This is a genomic window from Enterobacter sp. N5-15, assembly GCF_057221635.1.
The window spans coordinates 73,694-90,423 of sequence record NZ_CM170150.1 but is presented as its reverse complement, the minus strand read 5'-3'; the positions used below and the strand labels follow the sequence as shown (position 1 = coordinate 90,423).

The 16,730-nt window shown below is 54.7% G+C and carries 19 protein-coding genes; 10 read left to right on the top strand and 9 right to left on the bottom strand.

Features of this window, described 5'->3' with window-relative positions; genetic code table 11:
• Nucleotides 1-45 precede the first annotated feature (45 nt).
• The 8 genes from AC2TE5_RS00410 to AC2TE5_RS00375 all read right to left on the bottom strand — a co-directional run bounded on the left by AC2TE5_RS00410 (nucleotide 46) and on the right by AC2TE5_RS00375 (nucleotide 5,792).
• A complete protein-coding gene (locus AC2TE5_RS00410; RefSeq protein ID WP_484612466.1) occupies nucleotides 46-528 on the bottom strand; it encodes an Hcp family type VI secretion system effector in 483 nt (160 codons plus the stop codon).
• Nucleotides 529-539: 11 nt separating this feature from the next.
• Entirely contained in the window at nucleotides 540-884 is a 345-nt protein-coding gene (locus tag AC2TE5_RS00405) for a putative T6SS immunity periplasmic lipoprotein (protein ID WP_224435036.1), read from the bottom strand.
• Nucleotides 881-1,423 carry a type IV secretion protein Rhs gene (locus AC2TE5_RS00400; protein WP_484612465.1) on the bottom strand — a complete coding sequence of 181 codons (543 nt, stop codon included), beginning with the start codon at nucleotides 1,421-1,423 and terminating at the stop codon, nucleotides 881-883. The genes AC2TE5_RS00405 and AC2TE5_RS00400 overlap by 4 nt, the downstream gene beginning before the upstream one ends.
• A 127-nt stretch (nucleotides 1,424-1,550) precedes the next feature.
• On the bottom strand, nucleotides 1,551-1,994 hold the full coding sequence (locus AC2TE5_RS00395) for an acetyltransferase (protein WP_484612464.1): 444 nt from the start codon (nucleotides 1,992-1,994) through the stop codon (nucleotides 1,551-1,553).
• Nucleotides 1,995-2,287: 293 nt separating this feature from the next.
• On the bottom strand, nucleotides 2,288-3,334 hold the full coding sequence (locus AC2TE5_RS00390) for a class I SAM-dependent methyltransferase (RefSeq protein ID WP_484612463.1): 1,047 nt from the start codon (nucleotides 3,332-3,334) through the stop codon (nucleotides 2,288-2,290).
• Nucleotides 3,335-3,419: 85 nt separating this feature from the next.
• Nucleotides 3,420-4,418, bottom strand: coding sequence for a GlxA family transcriptional regulator (locus AC2TE5_RS00385; protein ID WP_484612462.1), 999 nt, complete (start codon nucleotides 4,416-4,418; stop codon nucleotides 3,420-3,422).
• A 131-nt stretch (nucleotides 4,419-4,549) separates the two neighbouring features.
• Nucleotides 4,550-5,029, bottom strand: coding sequence for a hypothetical protein (locus AC2TE5_RS00380; RefSeq protein WP_213330078.1), 480 nt, complete (start codon nucleotides 5,027-5,029; stop codon nucleotides 4,550-4,552).
• A 1-nt stretch (nucleotide 5,030) separates the two neighbouring features.
• Nucleotides 5,031-5,792, bottom strand: coding sequence for a winged helix-turn-helix domain-containing protein (locus AC2TE5_RS00375; RefSeq protein ID WP_484612461.1), 762 nt, complete (start codon nucleotides 5,790-5,792; stop codon nucleotides 5,031-5,033).
• 704 nt (nucleotides 5,793-6,496) lie between these two features.
• Between AC2TE5_RS00375 and AC2TE5_RS00370 the strand changes: the two genes are divergently transcribed.
• The 6 genes from AC2TE5_RS00370 to AC2TE5_RS00345 are packed head-to-tail and all read left to right on the top strand — an operon-like array spanning nucleotide 6,497 to nucleotide 12,533.
• On the top strand, nucleotides 6,497-7,099 hold the full coding sequence (locus AC2TE5_RS00370) for a helix-turn-helix transcriptional regulator (protein ID WP_121426049.1): 603 nt from the start codon (nucleotides 6,497-6,499) through the stop codon (nucleotides 7,097-7,099).
• Nucleotides 7,100-7,152: 53 nt separating this feature from the next.
• On the top strand, nucleotides 7,153-7,737 hold the full coding sequence (locus tag AC2TE5_RS00365) for a fimbrial protein (protein WP_213330076.1): 585 nt from the start codon (nucleotides 7,153-7,155) through the stop codon (nucleotides 7,735-7,737).
• Nucleotides 7,738-7,790: 53 nt separating this feature from the next.
• A complete protein-coding gene (locus AC2TE5_RS00360) occupies nucleotides 7,791-8,468 on the top strand; it encodes a fimbrial biogenesis chaperone (protein WP_213330074.1) in 678 nt (225 codons plus the stop codon).
• Between the two features lie 23 nt (nucleotides 8,469-8,491).
• Nucleotides 8,492-11,017, top strand: a complete 2,526-nt coding sequence (locus AC2TE5_RS00355) for a fimbria/pilus outer membrane usher protein (RefSeq protein ID WP_484612460.1) — start codon at nucleotides 8,492-8,494, stop codon at nucleotides 11,015-11,017.
• A complete protein-coding gene (locus AC2TE5_RS00350; protein ID WP_484612459.1) occupies nucleotides 11,008-11,523 on the top strand; it encodes a fimbrial protein in 516 nt (171 codons plus the stop codon). The genes AC2TE5_RS00355 and AC2TE5_RS00350 overlap by 10 nt, the downstream gene beginning before the upstream one ends.
• Nucleotides 11,520-12,533, top strand: coding sequence for a fimbrial protein (locus AC2TE5_RS00345; protein ID WP_484612458.1), 1,014 nt, complete (start codon nucleotides 11,520-11,522; stop codon nucleotides 12,531-12,533). The genes AC2TE5_RS00350 and AC2TE5_RS00345 overlap by 4 nt, the downstream gene beginning before the upstream one ends.
• 3 nt (nucleotides 12,534-12,536) lie before the next feature.
• On the opposite strand, the gene AC2TE5_RS00340 is transcribed toward AC2TE5_RS00345, so the two are convergent.
• Entirely contained in the window at nucleotides 12,537-13,061 is a 525-nt protein-coding gene (locus tag AC2TE5_RS00340) for a lipocalin family protein (RefSeq protein ID WP_033147067.1), read from the bottom strand.
• 117 nt (nucleotides 13,062-13,178) lie between these two features.
• On the opposite strand from AC2TE5_RS00340, the gene AC2TE5_RS00335 reads away from it, so the two are divergent.
• The 4 genes from AC2TE5_RS00335 (at nucleotide 13,179) to AC2TE5_RS00320 (ending at nucleotide 16,711) form a co-directional block, all read left to right on the top strand.
• Nucleotides 13,179-13,904 (top strand): MerR family transcriptional regulator, encoded by a 726-nt coding sequence (locus AC2TE5_RS00335; RefSeq protein WP_121426055.1) that lies wholly within the window; start codon nucleotides 13,179-13,181, stop codon nucleotides 13,902-13,904.
• 99 nt (nucleotides 13,905-14,003) lie between these two features.
• Entirely contained in the window at nucleotides 14,004-14,414 is a 411-nt protein-coding gene (gene uraH, locus AC2TE5_RS00330) for a hydroxyisourate hydrolase (RefSeq protein WP_024906656.1), read from the top strand.
• A 102-nt stretch (nucleotides 14,415-14,516) separates the two neighbouring features.
• Entirely contained in the window at nucleotides 14,517-15,476 is a 960-nt protein-coding gene (locus AC2TE5_RS00325) for a YbgA family protein (RefSeq protein WP_484612457.1), read from the top strand.
• 146 nt (nucleotides 15,477-15,622) lie between these two features.
• Entirely contained in the window at nucleotides 15,623-16,711 is a 1,089-nt protein-coding gene (locus AC2TE5_RS00320) for an AAA family ATPase (protein ID WP_484612456.1), read from the top strand.
• The last annotated feature ends 19 nt before the right edge of the window (nucleotides 16,712-16,730 follow it).

Below are 16,730 nucleotides of genomic sequence, written 5' to 3'. Positions count from 1 at the left end.
ATCCCTCTCCTTCAGGGGAGAGGGATCCAATCTTCACTTACAGCATCACTGAGGCACCTTATTCCAGTGATCCTCATATTTAATATGTCCCTCCAGATAAAACCACTCGATACCGCGATAACGGATCCCGATGCTTTCCATCATATTATGACCAGGCGCCCCCGGAACCCAGGTATGGGCAGCATCGACAGACATAATCACGATACTATCCAGCGTTATGCGGTACACCTCGAATTCAAATCCTGCTTCGTTCACATCATAGTAGTGGATAACCGCTTTCTGTAGCCTTTTGCTTTGACATAAGGCATCCGCAAAGTAAGGCAACGTTTTGTCGATCTGCTTATGGATAGTGAATGCCCCATGTTCTCTGGCCCCCATAAGATTGCCCGTACTGGCGCTGCAAACCTGATGGATGTGGTAATTGCTGTTAAGGATCTCAATCGCGCCTTCTCTGCCCGAAACGTTGCAGCTGCCTTTGATCGGGTTTCCATTTTCATCATAAAGAAACATGTATGCGGGTAATGACATTGACTTTCCTCTTAATGATAATTTATGACTCTGCCGTCATTATCCTTGAAAAATGGATAGTAATAATTTCGCTCATTCAAGGTATAAGAGATTTCATAGGCATAGCCAGCTGGTAGGGCAATCTCGATACAACTATCTGGATATGAACGCCTTTGAAATTCGGCCGCAAACTCTTTATATTCACCGTGTTGCATAGACGAAATAGTATATCCATTCAAAATATCTTTTTCGTCAACACTAAAACAAAAATGATTGCCATTTATCATGATCGTTCGCTGCTCAGGAATATTCAGGTTTTCACCCGGACAACCGGTCAACATTGAGATAATCGGAATGAATAGAATTTTTAGTTTCACTGTGGAAAATCTCCTAAAACAGCTTCATACCGCCTGAGAAGATTCTGTTTTGGTTCCGACGGGTCGTAATCAATGAGCTTATGCAGGTTGCTGCGGAGATCAAATCCATAGGTATTGAGTAGCCAGAAATCACTGACGATAGAGGCTTGTTGCTCGAGACCGTAATCAAGCAAGTGATGTTTATCTAAATGGTAGGAATAGTCGACAGCCCAGGAGAATGCTCCACGAAGGCGTACCATCATACCGTGCTGATGCTGCCAAACATGCATCATTTCATGCAGAAAAAGATGTGCTCCGACGATACGAGACATTCTTTGATGGGACATGGAAAAGTCGTTTTCATACGTACCTTCCATAAAGTAAATCTCACCGTTTGGCGTCATTGCGGTTCTGAAATTCTGCATATTGAAGGGCAAATAACTTCCCCGATGAATCCACACTTCATTATAACGAATACTTAAACCATAAAGCGTTTTGGCAAGGTTAATTTCACCGAGCGTTAGCAGTCGCACTCCGCCAATTTTTATTCCATCGCTCATCTGCGCTCTCCTTTTGCGAGAGCTATATTAATATCACCGTAACTTAATACAATTATTTTTTTAATGAATGATAAGTGTATAATTATATCCCTAAGAAATTACGGTAACGTTTTAAATTATCTACTGATTATTTATACTCACCCAACCGCATATGCAGCAACGGAAACGGATTCCCCTGCCCGTCCAGTTCCGAGCGTCCGACCTGCTCAAACCCCATATGGCGATAAAATCCCACGCCCTGCGGGTTCTGCTCATTCACGTCCACTTCGTTCGCGCCAAACTCTGCGATGGCGTGTTTAAGCAGCAATTTCCCGACGCCCTTTCCCCGGCTCGCGTCATCAACAAACAGCATTTCAATGCGGTTTTCATCCACGCCTAAAAAGCCTTGAATAACGCCTGCGTCATCGCGAGCGATCACGACCTTGAGATTGGGTAGATAGGCGTTGAGCAACAGCGGGCGCAGCGCCGCGATATCGCTTTCCTGTAAAAAGTGATGGGTGGCGCGGACGGAGGATTCCCAGATCGCGACCAAACGTTCGAAGTGTGAGGGGAGTGCGGTTTCAATTTTCATGGGGAGATCATTATAGAGCGCGGCGATTAAATCAAGTATCCAGAAGCATGGAGGCAATAAACTGAAGACCTTAAATGAAGTTATAAACTCTCGTACATCTGAAAGTCGAGAGCGTATCAGGGAAATGGCCCGGAAGTTGGTTCAGGAGACAGGTCAGCAGATAGAGCATGAAAAACAAGAATCCCCAACAGACAGTGAGAATAAAGAAACCAGCTAATCCTTCATGGCAGTTGTTCGGGTAAACCGAACAACTGAGGAACGGTAAATATTGTAGCGCCCTGTCCCCCCTCACCCTAACCCTCTCCCTCAGGGAGAGGGAACTGACCGTGCGGTTTTTCATCCCCTACCCTAATCTCCATCACCGCATACACCCCGTCCTTCGGTACTACCACGGTGACGTTTTCCACCGGCACGCCCGCCGCGAGGTGAATATTTTGCAGCTGCTGTAACGACCTCGGGTAAATATCCTCCCAGCCGATACCCCTCAGAACAAAGTCAATTTGCGGGCTGCTGGTCAGCATGTTCGACACAATCACCGCCCCGCCGGGTTTGACCAGCCGCAGCGCGCGCTGGAGAAAAATCACCGCATCGGTATCGTTGAAGTATTCGAAGATCCCCAGCGCGTCGACCAGTTCGGCCTGATGTTCGCCCAGCTCCAGCAGCAGGTCCTCGTTACGCACCAGGGTATGGAGCAGGTTGCGCCTGAGCAGCGTCAGCTGTTCGCCCACCACAATGCCTTCCTGAGCCGCCATGGTTTCGGCCCAGCTGAGGGCCACCGGGTCTTTGTCCACCAGCGTGAGATAGACCTGTTGGCCGTCGAGCTTTGCTTCGCGCAGCGCCTCCAGCACCGGGATGGCGGCGCCGCTCGCGAGGCTGACCCAGTTGTTCTCGCTCTCATTATGAATGTACTTATCCACCAGCGCGGCCAGCACCCGGGCGCGGGAACGCACGCCAACCGCATCGTTAGCGTGGATAAACCACTGGCGGCTGTCGCTGTCCATTTTTGTGCCGTCGGGCAGGCGGTCTTCCAGCGGGTTTTGCACCACAAACAGCGCCAGCGCGGAGGGGACAAGCCGGGTTCGCCACGCGGCAAGCGCCGGGCGGTTGCGGAAGGCCTGTTCGGAATAGCGGTTCTGCGGGACAAGCACGGCCTGCCCCCCTTCGTCGTATTCCACGCTCGGCGGCCGGAGCGCTGGCTCGGCTTTCAGGGCGCGGTCAAGGGAGGCGATCTCACGGGCAGCGTCTTCTTTCATCGGCCACTGGTCGCTGACGTCGGGAAATGACGCGCTAAAAATCGTCATATTTTCCGGTGCATCGCCGCGAAAAGGCTGCCAGTTCATGTCGTCTTCCCTCCGTTGGGCTTTTAACGGAAGTCTATCCAGGCGGGCCAGTAATACCCTACGAAGAAAGCACGAAATCGGCACATCAGTTCTGCGACGTGCGCCATACTCCCGGCGTACAGCCGTACTCGGTCTGAAAATGACGAATAAAGTGGGCGCAGTCGCTGAACCGCATCCGCCGCGCAATATCCGTGACGCTTTGCTGAGAGTTTTTCAGCAGCCAGCAGGCATAGCGTAGCCTGGCGCTGCGAATAAATTCCCGCGCCGTTTTGCCAAACTCGGCATGAAACAGGCGGTTGAGCTGACGTTCACTCAGCTTGACGTCCTGCGCGAGCCTGGCGGCGTTCAGCGGGTGAGTCAGATATTGTTCGATAATCATCACCGCCCTGCGCAGTCGTGAATCAGGGATCATGGCGACATTCGCGGGCCGTGGCGTGGCGGCATCATGTGGAGGAAGAGACAGACGCCAGGAGGTAGTAGCCGCAATGTCGTCTCCCCCGTGGGCGCGGATCAGCGACGTTACCAGGGTGAGCGTTGAGATCCCACCCGGGCAGGTCAGCACATCACCTTCGTCGATAAAATCGAGGCCTTGCTCAGCATAAACCTGCGGGAACCGCTGCGTGAAAACGCCATGATGATGAGGATGAATCGAGGCGCGGCGCTCGTTCAGTAAGCCTTCCTCCGCCAGAATAAAGCTGCCGGTGCCAATACCTATCAGAGGAGTGCTGTTGTGATGAGCATCAGTGAGAAACGCTCTGTCGCCACGGTGTCCCTGGTGAAGATGCTCCAGACCTCCACCAATCACCGCAATGTAGTCGAAGTCACCGGGCGGTGCATGGGCGGCATCGGGCCTTACGCTGATACCCGAGCTGCTTACAACCGGTGAGTCGGGGTGAACGCTTATCAGGCTGAGTTTAAAGCATATTTTCTGGCTACGCTTTTGGACGCTGGAAGCAATGCGTAACGCCTCTATCAATCCTGAAAATGCTAAAAGCGAGAACTGGGGCCACAGGAGTAAACCCATATGCAGGGATTTATTCCGTGCAGGCGTCATTCTGACGCTATCATCAATTAAAGTTTTCATTAACTTGCCGAAGAAGAATAATTACATTATCGCAACATTATTGCTGCTATTATATTTCCATAATGTATATCATAGCTGTTAAATCAAGCATAAATGACGCCGGCAAAACTTAAAAGAATTTCTCCCTTTCGCTATCTGTTTTTTGACGTGTGGCACACATAGGTTGGCAGCGTCCCCAGAATAAATAAATAATTCTCATTCTGCTGTTTCTTAATGCGCATATAAATATTCTTGTCCGGGTAGATAAAAAATAAGGGCTCGTACTTTTCAAGCCAGCTGTCGCTGATGTTGTCGTCCGGAAATTTTATATTGCGTACGGACGTCAGGTTATAGACGCTGTCTCTACGCTCAATCTGAAAGAACACTTTGCGATTTAGCCTCTTCGTTGGGTCGCTTTTCACCTTGCCATTCATGCTGAGTATTCCGCTGTTACCCTCCACGCTGTAATTCAGCCACAGAGAGAGCGTCTCATCCCGATGATGCTGAATAAAGTTCACCTGACAGGCAAAGGGCTGAATGTAATGGCGATGCCAGAGGTAATACGCCGCCGCAACAGCCCCCATCAGCAGGCACAGGCAGAGCGCAAAGAGCATTTGACGGTAGCGAATCATACTAGCGATCCTCTATAAAATAATCAGACATACAGCGGTTGGATTCCGTCATTGGCCTGTCACAGCGAATGACCGACGCGCGAGGTAGCAATGTGTAGCCGCTGACATATACCCAGGGATAGTTCACGCACTGATCCTTAAACGGGGTGGCATAGACCAGGGCTTTATCCCGATCGCGTTGCGTTTCAATATCGCGAGCAAAATAGAGCTGGCACTCGCCCAACTTCGTCGCGAAGCGGTATCCGTCCACAAAATAGCTGTCATGCATCAGGCGATGGCTTATAACGCTCACGCCAGCCAATACCAGAAATACCACCAGCACGGCCGGCAGCCAGAAGCGGCGTGTCGATACCATCGGAGCGACGGTCTCTTCGCAGACATCCGGCGCACCGTGTTCTTCCTCTTCAGCCTGCGGCTGCGTCTCTTTAATAGTGATTTGCGTATCGCTTGCGAGCGTGAGTCCAATGCGCGGGATAGTGACAATCGGATCGGTTTCGAAACCCACCTTCTTCAGCCCTTTACGCAGAATAGAAATGTTCTGGTAATAGGTATTAGGCGAAACCAACATCCCCCGGCGCTGCCAGACAATATCCATGCACTCCTGTTGAGTCACAATACTTCCGACTCTCTCTATTAATAACAACAAACAGCGGCCCGCCGGGGAATTTAATACCACTACCCGCTCGGGATTGTTCAGATCGCGTAATGTGCTGGCTGCTGGGTGAAACTCTACCAGGCCATTAATAATGTAATACTTATGCATAGAATGGGCTAAATACCTCCGGTCAACACCTGTTACTACAGTAAAATCCCTTTACGGTTAACCTGCGTATCCCTCGCCTGTGTAAGGATTAATGTGACGGATAAATGCGCAACTGTATATCCTGACGCCTGGCGAAAAATCTTATTTTTCCTTTCCCCTAATCTATCAGTCTGAACTTTTCTTAATCGCCGCTTAATCCGTCTTGACACTGACAAAACTCGACAAATGCGCCAGTTGAACGCTTTAGTCATCGCTGTCTAAATTATTCAGCATGCTTAATTTATTTTTTTAGCGAAAAGCAGAGAGGACGCGCCATGCCACCGGATTTCGAAATTCCGACCAATTCGAAAGCTATCGTCTTAATTAACAATTTCAGCACGAAACTGTTAGTAACCGTCAGTAACAATGCGCCTCGTATGACATCACCAGACAATCCCCTTACAAAACATTTATTAAAGCCAACTTTTTAATAAAAAATACCGGTATCATTATTTACAGGCAGAGAAGTAAGAGACGGTTCAGCGAGGAGAATTGACGCTACACGTAAATTGCACTTAAAACAAATTAAGATTAATTCAGGTTACCTCTTTTACGCCTTGAGTATAGTGAGCTCACACCGTGCAATGCTTAATTGCTTCGAGAATATCAGGCATCGCCTTACCATACAGGCGAGTCTCATTACAATTATAAATCGAGGGAATGTCATGGCGAATAAACACAACAACACACGTCATTTAAATATCGCGCTATTGGGTGGGGATCACTTTACGCGCCAGGGGATCGCCGCGTTATTAAAAAACATTGCCCCTGACATGCAGATTAATGCATCAAGCAATGATTACGCGGAGCTCGAAAAGATGTTAACGGCAACACCTGTAGACGTGATTTTTTTATCCGGCACGGATAAATATCACGCGGGTTATGATTGCCTGAAATATATCAAGAAGATGAAAGTGCTCTATCCCGGCGTGCTTATTTGCATGTATTCCGCACCAGCAAATTCCTGGCTGTGGATACGCGGTGAAATAGACGCTTATATCTCGCTGCAGGACCCGCTTTATCACTGGCGAGCCAGCGTATTAAAACTGGTCGATAGCCGTTATCGCCCAATAAAGAAACCCACGGCGTTATCGCTGACGCCGGGCGAATGGAGAGTATTGAAGGAACTGCGAAAGGGTCTGGATATGCGTTACATCGCCGAAACAGAGCAGCTTTCTTACCGTCGTGTCAGCGCGTTAAAAAGCTCAGCGATAAGAAAACTCGGGCTCAGGAACAAGACAGATTTGCTGGTCTTTTTAACCAGTTAAACCTGCTCCTTTCAGAGCAAATCTCGACATAACAACATAATGGAATCAGGACAATGAAAGCTCAATTCAATACCAAAACGCTGCTTGCGGTCGCTATTGCTGCATTACTGCCAGCTGGCACGGCGCTGGCTGCCGGCACCAGCGGCGGCACGGTGAACTTTAACGGCAAAGTGGTGACCTCCGCCTGCGCCATCAGCGCAGGAAGCGCCAACATTGACGTGGATATGGGTGAAGTGCGTACCGCGACGCTGGCGAGTGCGGGCAGCGAAGCCAGCACGGCGAAAGCGTTTGCCATCACGCTGGAAGATTGTGAAATCGCCGACACCTCAGCCTCAACGGAAGATAACCCGATTGCCGCGACAACCGTGGCCGTCACCTTCACCGGCACGCCGGACGGTTCCGATGTTAATAGCCTGTCCGTCGGGGCAAACGGCAGCGCCAACTCTGCGCAAAACGTGGCTATTCGCCTTTATGACGAGCAGGGCAACGTAGTGAAGCTGGGTGAACCTGCTTCGGCCATCCCTCTGCGCAAGGGTGCCAACACCCTGAACTTCAGCGCGAAATATTACTCGCCGAAGGGCGGCGCCACCGCGGGTGATGCCAGCGCTGTCGCGACCTACACCGTGACCTATTCGTAATCTTCAGGCCCGGTCTGCTGGCCGGGCCTCACTTAGCTTTCAGGAGAAACACTATGCGCGTAAACACATTGATTTGCCTGGCGGGTACGTTATGTTCCTCCGCCGTCTATGCCGGCGGCGTGGGGTTGGGCGCAACGCGAATGGTCTACTCCAGCGCGACCACCCAGTCGATGATGCAGGTGAGAAACACCCATCCCGACGCCACGTTCCTGATCCAGTCATGGATGGAAAATGAGAAAGGCGAACGTACCAACGACTTCGTGATCACGCCACCGCTTTACGTCATGAAACCGGCCAGCGAAAGCGCGGTGAAAATCATGTTTAACGGTAAAGCCCTGCCAGAGGATCGGGAGACGCTCTACTGGATGACGGTCAAAGCCATCCCCCAGCAGGCGAAAAGCGGCTCCGGGAATACGCTGCAGTTTGCATCGGCTAACCGCATCAAGGTCTTTTATCGCCCGGCGGGACTCAGTGAGAGCCCAGGAGAGGCGTGGAAACGCCTGACCGGTTCCTACCGCGCCGGAAAGGTCACGCTCAGCAACCCTACGCCGTACTACCTCACCACCATCAACGTGAAAATTGACGGTATCCCGGTGCAGCCGGTGATGGTGCCCCCGAAAGGTAGCGTGACGCTGGCCGAAACCTTCAGCCATGCGGGCAGCATGAGCTTTCAGACCATTAACGATTATGGGGCATGGACCCCCGCTTCGCGCGCATCGTTATCCCAATAATACAAACAGTAAGGCGTGACCACGTGAAAAGAAAAATCCTGTGCGCCACGGTGATCTCCCTGGTGATTCGGCAAGCCGTGGCTGCTGAAAGCGAGCTGCAATTTAACCCCGCGTTCCTCAACGGCGAGAGCGCAAACAGCGCCGATCTCGCCTGGGTCAACGCCGGGAGCGCGTTGCCGCCGGGTGATTACAACCTCAACGTGTATATCAATACCAACTACGCGTTCACAGGTAACGTCACGTTCCGCCTTGCTGAAGACAGTACGGGTGAAGCGCTGCCCTGCCTCACGCCTGAGCAATTCGACGCGCTGGGCATCGATAGTCATCAGGCAAAGGGCGGAGCGCTGCCGCTGGCGCAGCGCTGCATCTTCTTAACGAAGGCGTTTGCGGATACGCAGTTTGATCTGGACCAGAAGACGCTCACCCTGAGCTTCACCGTACCGCAAAGTGCGATGCGCAATTTGCCGCGCGGGTATGTCAGCCCGGAAAGCTGGGAGGCGGGCATTCCTGCCGCGTGGCTGAATTACGTGGTCAATGGCTCGAACAATGAGTATCGCGGCGAGACGCGCACGCGGGAACAGCAGCTGTTTGCGAGCCTCAACAGCGGCGTCAACCTGGGCGCGTGGCGGCTGCGTGATTTCACCACGTGGACCAAAGACAGCAATGAACTCACCCACGTGCAGACCTGGCTGCAGCGCGATATTCACGCCCTGCGCGCCCAGGTGTATGCCGGGGAAACGTACACCTCGGCGCAGGTCTTCGATTCCGTGGGCCTGCGCGGCATCGCCCTGAAAACCGATGACAACATGCTGCCCGCTAGCCTCAGCGGCTATGCGCCGGAAGTCCGGGGCATCGCGCGCAGCAACGCTACCGTAACGGTTCGCCAGAACGGCAACATCATCTATCAAACCTCCGTTCCACCAGGGGCGTTTGTGCTGAAAGATCTCTACCCGACCTCCTCGGGAGGCGATCTGGCGGTCACCATTCAGGAGAACGACGGCAGCAAAACGCAATACACGCTTCCTTTTGCCAGCGTGCCGAACCTGGTGCGTAACGGACAGGTGAAATATGCCCTCGGTGCCGGGAAATACCGTCCGACGGGCAATCAGGATGCGCCCTCTTTCGCGCAGGGCGAACTGTTCTATGGCTGGCAATATGGCCTGACGTTTTACGGCGGGGCACAGTTTGCCGATCGGTATAACGGCCTGGCCTTCGGGTTTGGGCAAAACCTCGGCCGCTTTGGCGCCTACTCTCTTGACCTGACCCATGCCCGCAGCCAGCTGGCGGACGATCGGCACTACAGCGGTGATTCGGTGCGCCTGCGCTACAGCAAGCTGCTGAACGACATTGGCACGCGGGTGAACTTCTTCTCGCTGCGCTACTCCACGAAAGGGTTTTATACCCTCAGCGACACGACGTACAAAGGGATGTCGGGCGGATCGCCAAAGCAGACGGTGGAAAACGATGGCACCGTCACCACCCATTACGACAACGTGTACAACCTGCGCATGTCGCGCAAGGCAAAAAACCAGCTGCTGCTGTCGCAGCCGATGGGACAATACGGCTCGCTGTCACTGTCGTGGGATCAGCAGACCTACTGGAACACGTCAGACACCACGCAAAGCCTGCAGTTTGCGTGGAACGCCACGTTTCGCAACGTGTCGCTTGGCGTCAGCGTTCAGCGAAGCTCAAGCCTGTATGACGACAAGAAAGATAACATCCTGTCGATGTCGATTTCGGTCCCGCTGGGCAATCCGGCGCTGTCTACCCGCGCGCGCTTTACCACGACCCATGCGGACTCCACAGGTACAACCGCCAGCACGGGCGTGAGCGGCTACCTGCCGGGCCAGGAAAATCTGTTCTATAGCGTCAACCAGCGCTACAGCGCCCAGCAGCACTACGGCGGCGATGCCACCCTGCAATACGAAGGCGCGCGGGGAGACTACAACCTGGGCTACAGCTACACCAGCAACTCCCGCAACCTCAGCTACGGCATCAGCGGTGGTGCGGTAGTGCATGAAGATGGCCTGACGCTGAGCCAGCCGCTCGGGAACACCAACATTCTGGTAAAAGCCCCGGGGGCCAGCAACGTCGCCGTGCTTAACCATAAGGGCATCAAAACGGACAGCCGTGGCTATGCGGTGATCCCATACGCCACGCCGTACCGCGTTAACCAGGTCGCACTGGACGTGACGACCGCTGGCAACGACGTGGAGCTGGAAAACGCCATCGCCAACAAAACGCCTACCGATGGTGCCCTGGTTCGCGCCACCTTCACCACGCGTCAGGGAGCAAAAGCGATGTTTATCGTGCGTCACGGCAACGACGTGCTCCCCTTCGGCACGCTGGTCTCGCTCGATAATGACAAAACCAGCGGCATCGTCGGCGATGGCGGCAGCCTGTATCTGTCCGGTTTGTCAGAGAAGGGAAAGCTGAACGCCGTGTGGGGTCGCGGCAACAGCCAGCGCTGCGCCATTACCTACGCCTTAAACAAGCAGAACTATAACGCCCGCACCGGTCTCTATTCTCAGGAGGTGGTATGTCAGTAATGTTCCGGCTCGGCTGCATCGCACTGCTGGTTTTCGCTCTCCCCGTTCGCGGGTATGACGTGCTGGTTTCCGTCACCGGCAATTTGATCGGCAATACCTGCGTGGTGGCACAGGACTCCGAGGAGCAGAACGTGCCGCTGGGCACCATTGGCATCAAACAATTTACGCGCGCCGGGGCCGTCAGCAATATCAAAACGCCCTTTACGCTCAGGCTTGAAGCGTGCGGGCCAACCTTTGCTGGCGTAAAAATCCGCTTCAGCGGTACGCCGGATGATGCCAACCCGCAGCTGTTGAAGATTGCCGACGATGGCGCTACCGGCGTGGCGGTGCAGATCCTCGATAAAGAGAGCGTACTCATTCCCCTGAACACGCAAACCACCGCGTACGGAACGGCGGGGGATGACAGCGTACAGATGACCTTTTACGCACAGCTGGTTGCCACCGGCATCCCCGTGAGCGCCGGTGATGTGTCAGCCTTCGCCACCTGGACAACGGAGTATCTATGATGCGTTTATTCTTTTTTATCAGCAGTATGTTTCTCTGTGCCAGCCTGCAGGCGATGGAGTGGAAATCGGATATTACCCTCTCCCCTCAGCCGATGACCTACACCGGGCCCGCTGATTCGGTGGTGCCGGGCAACATCATTGGATCGACCTGGAGCGCCACCGCCAGCGTGCAGCAGGTGTTCTGGTGCGGATTTGTTATTCTCTGCAACAAAAGCACGCTGGAACCGAGCAGCAGCGCCGTCTCAAGCGGGATGACGGTCACCGTCGACGGGGTGAACTACACCATTTTTGAAACCGGCGTGCCGGGGGTAGGGTATATCATCGGGCTGAAGGATTTTAATGGTACAAAATACATTCCCCTGCAAACCGGTGTGACGCAAAGCTATCCGGCGGAAGGTACCACTACCAGCACCCAGGATCTGGGCTGGTCAGCAAAAGTCACCTTTATTAAAACCGGTACGGCGCTGAAATCCGGCGTCTATAACATCCCGACTATCAACGCCGCGGTATTAACCGCCTATAACAACGAGGTCAAAACGGCGCAGGTCATCATCAGCCCGACCACCATCACGGTAACCGCCAGCGGGTGTACGGTCGGCAGCAAAAACGCCAGCGTGGCGCTCGGCACCATTGATATACGCACTCTGCCCACGGTGGGAAGCACGTCGCCATCCGGGACGTTTACCGTCGGCCTGACCTGCGACGCGGACGTGGCGGTTCACGCGGTGATGACCGATCAGACCACGCCGTCGAACACCTCGTCGGTGGTGACGCTGACCGGAGACTCCACGGCGTCCGGCGTTGGGGTGCAGTTTTTCTACAACGGCACCGGACCGTTGACGATGGGACCGGACAGCTCGGCCGCGGGCACGACCGGCCAGTTCTTTATCCAGAGCACCGCGGCGGCGCAAACCCTGTCGTTACCGTTCCAGGCGCAGTACATCCGAACCGGCGAACTGGTCCCCGGCTCGGCCAACGCGCTGGCCAGCATTACGTTTTCCTACCAGTAGGGGCTACTGCTTGACCCACACCAGCTGGTCAACCCGGAAGCCCAGACTGCGAGCGGTGTTCAGGTAATCCTGCTTCACCGCATCCGGAATGGTTGGCGTGCGCGAAAGGATCCACAGGTAGTCGCGGTTCGGGCCGCTGACCAGGGCGTACTGGTACTTATCGTCGAGCCTGATCACGTTATAGCCGCCGTAGAAGGGGCCGAAGAACGACACCTTGAGCGCGGCGGTGGTCGGCTCGCCGGTAAAGTACGCTTTCCCTTCGCTCTCGTTCCACTTGTTCTTCACCGGATCGTAGCCCCGGTTAAGCACGCTGATGCCGCCGTCGCTGCGCTTGCCGTAGGTGGCGGTTACCTGCTCCAGCCCGCGTTCAAAGCGGTTTTCCAGACGGGCGACCTCGTACCATTTGCCGAGATAGCGGCTGGCGTCAAAACCAGAAATCGGCTGCACGCCCTTCGGCGGCGTGGGGGATTTACAGGCGACCAGCGTCAGCGCAATGGCAACACCGGTCACAACAGGCCATAGCTTCATGAGAATTCCTTTCATTTGCACGGTTGGACGTTAAGTGTAGTGCACCGTTTCGGCGCTTCATCCCGTTCGGGAAAATTCGTAGTATATTGAGAGTATTCTTCCACTCTGGACACGGACATGGCTTACTCCATCGGCGAATTCGCCAGACTCAGCGGCATCACCGCCACCACCCTGCGGGCGTGGCAGCGTCGCTATGGTTTACTCAAGCCACAGCGCACGGAAGGCGGCCACCGCCAGTACAGCGATGAGGACGTCCAGCAGGCGCTCAAAATCCTCGACTGGGTAAAAAAAGGCGTCCCGATCGGCCAGGTCAAACCGCTGCTGGAACGCCCGATGCCGGGTCGGACCAACAACTGGCAAACCCTGCAACAGAACATGCTGCAACGCCTGCAGGACGGCAAAGTCGAGTCCCTGCGCCAGATGATTTACGACGCCGGACGCGAATACCCAAGGCCGGAGCTGGTCGCGAACGTGCTGCGCCCGCTGCGCAGCCAGGTTTCGGCCAACGTCGCCGCCGCCATGACCCTGCGCGCGATCCTCGACGGCATCATCATCGCCTACACCTCGTTTTGCCTCGAAGGCGATAAAAAAGCGCCGGGCGATAATATTCTGCTCAGCGGCTGGCACCTGAACGACCCGTGCGAGATCTGGCTCGAAGCCCTAACGCGCACCGGGCAGGGCCATCGAATCGACATCCTGCCGGTTCCGCCCGACGCGCTGGCACCGGAAATTTTCCCGGAGCGTAAATGGCTTCTGGTCACCAGCGGCAAACTCACCGCCGGGCGGAAAAAGCAGCTGGAGCAGTGGCAGCAGCAGGTATCGCTTGAAGTGATTATCCTCTGATAATTTTCTCCTGCGGGAATCTTCACGAAAAGTTGAATATTTTCCCGCGCCGCAGATGCTAACGTTTTCCTGTGACGAATAACTCCACAGGAAAACACCATGAAAAAAACTGCCCCTCTGCTGATCCTGGCCTCGATGGCCTTTGCCCCTGCTGCCTTTAGCGCCCCTGCCGGCACGCTGAGCGTCCACATTCTCGACCAGCAAACCGGGATGCCGCCATCAGACGTGACCGTTACGCTGGAGAAACAGCAGCAGGACAAATGGACCCCGATAGCCAGCGGCAAAACCGACCACGACGGCCGTATCAAATCGCTCTATCCGCAGGATCAGGACATGCAGCCTGGCGTGTATAAAGTGACCTTCAAAACCGCAGATTACTTCCACGGCAAAAAGCTGGACTCCTTCTTCCCGGAGATCCCGGTGCTGTTTACCGTGACCCGCACCAACGAAAAGCTGCACATCCCGCTTCTGCTGAGCCAGTACGGTTACTCGACCTACAAGGGCAGTTAAGACGCATTGATTTTAAAGGATTATAAAAAATAGTTCCGCGAATACTTGGACAAATTAGTCATGTTGTGTAAGTTTTAATTATATGAACGGGAGGACCACACCATGACAACGAAACCTGTACTCGGTATTAGCGGATGTTTGACCGGATCCGCCGTTCGCTTTGACGGCGGACACAAGCGTATGGGCTTCGTCATGGATGAGCTGGCCCAGTGGGTGAATTTCAGGCCCGTTTGCCCGGAAATGGCCATCGGTCTGCCGACGCCTCGCCCGGCCATACGCCTGACGCTGATGGACAGCGGTGAAACGCAGCTCCGTTTCAGCAAGCCGCCTCATGATGACATTACGCAGAAAATGGCCGATTTTACGGCGGACTATCTGCCAAAAATCGGCGATCTGTCGGGATTTATCGTCTGCGCAAAATCCCCAAGCTGCGGCCTGGAACGCGTGCGGCTGTACGATGAAAACGGCAACCGGGGCCGCAAGGAGGGCGTCGGGCTGTTCACCGCCGCCCTTCTTGAAACCTACCCGTGGCTGCCCGTCGAGGAAGACGGTCGGCTGCACGACCCGGTGCTGCGGGAAAACTTTATCGAGCGGGTATTTGCCCTGCACGAACTGAACACGCTGCGTAAAAATGGCCTCACGCGCCGCGCGCTGCTGGACTTCCACAGCCGTTACAAACTTCAGCTCCTGGCGCACCATCAGGCAGGCTACCGTGAAATCGGCCCGTTCGTTGCCTCGCTGCACGAGTGGGAAGACCTGGACGCCTTCTTCGTGGAGTACCGGGAAAAGCTAATGACCATCCTGAAAAAGCCCGCCTCGCGGAAGAATCACACCAACGTGCTGATGCATATCCAGGGGTATTTCCGTCGCCAGCTGAACACCCGCCAGCGCGGCGAGCTGCGCGACGTGATCCTGCACTATCGCAACGGACAGTTGCCTATTCTCGCCCCGATCACGCTGCTGAAGCACTACCTGGCCGAATACCCCGACCGGTATCTGATGACGCAAAACTACTTTGATCCCTATCCTGATGATTTGGGTCTGCGTCTGGCAGTCAAGTGATCATAAAAATGCGAAGGCCCCATTGACCCGTAGAGGCCCAAAGCAGTACCCCGTTTAGACGACATCCTCACTGTCGTCTCTTTTTTGCATTTCATCTCAAATACTGTGATTATATACAGGCTTATTCTGCAAAAAGGGGCCTGCCAGTGATCAACACCCTGCACATTCAAAACTACCGCTCCATCCGCGAGATGTCGCTGGAGCTGGAGCAGCTCAACATCGTCTTCGGGCCGAACGGTACCGGGAAATCCAATATTTACAAGGCGATACATCTGATGCACAGCGCCGCCCAGGGGCAGTTTTCCCAGGCGCTGGCGAACGAGGGCGGCATTCTGAAGGTGTTCTGGGCAGGCAAAACCCGCAGCGACCAGCTGCGGCGGATGAATCTGGCGGTGGAAACAGAGTCCTACGAATACGAGCTGCAGGTCGGGTTTGTGGAGAAGCTGCCCTATCCCTCGCAGTTTCAGCTCGACCCGGTTATCAAAGAGGAGTCCATCTGGCTGAGCGGCCAGCACCGTCGTCCTTCGTCACAGCTGATGAAGCGAAAAAATCAGGCCGTATTTCTGAACAACGTGCATCACGAGAAAGTGACCCACAGCGGCACGCTGTATGAGAACGAATCGGTATTCGGACAGCTCGGCGAGCCGCATCTTTACCCGGAAGTGTCGCAGATGCGCGAGTCCCTGCGTAACTGGCGCTTTTATCATGAGTTTTCCGTCGCGTCCGGCTCGGCGATGCGGGCCCCGCAGGTCGGTTTCCGCTCCCCGGTGCTGGCCAGCGACGGTGCCAACCTGGCGGCCGCGTTTCAGACCATCGTCGAGATTGGCGACGAGCTGCTGCTGATGCGCATCCTCGACCAGGCCTTCCCCGGCTGCGTGTTTTACAGCGACAACACCGGCGGACGTTTTCGCATGATGATGCAGCGCGAGGGGCTGAGCAGGCCGCTGGAACCGGCGGAGTTCTCTGACGGCACCCTGCGCTTTCTGTGCCTGGCGGTAGCGCTGTTAAGCCCACGCCCACCGGCGTTTATCGCGTTAAACGAACCGGAAAACAGCCTGCACCCGCAGATGCTGCCCGCCCTGGCGAGCTTAATCGCCGAGGCCAGCCGCTACTCGCAGATCTGGCTCACCAGCCACTCGCCGGAGCTGGCGAAGTTGATTGAGAAGCAGAGGTCGTTCTCGCTGTATCAGCTATCGATGGTGGAGGGGGAGACCAGGGTGGAGAGGCTGAGGTAAGCCGCATTCTCTTCCTTTG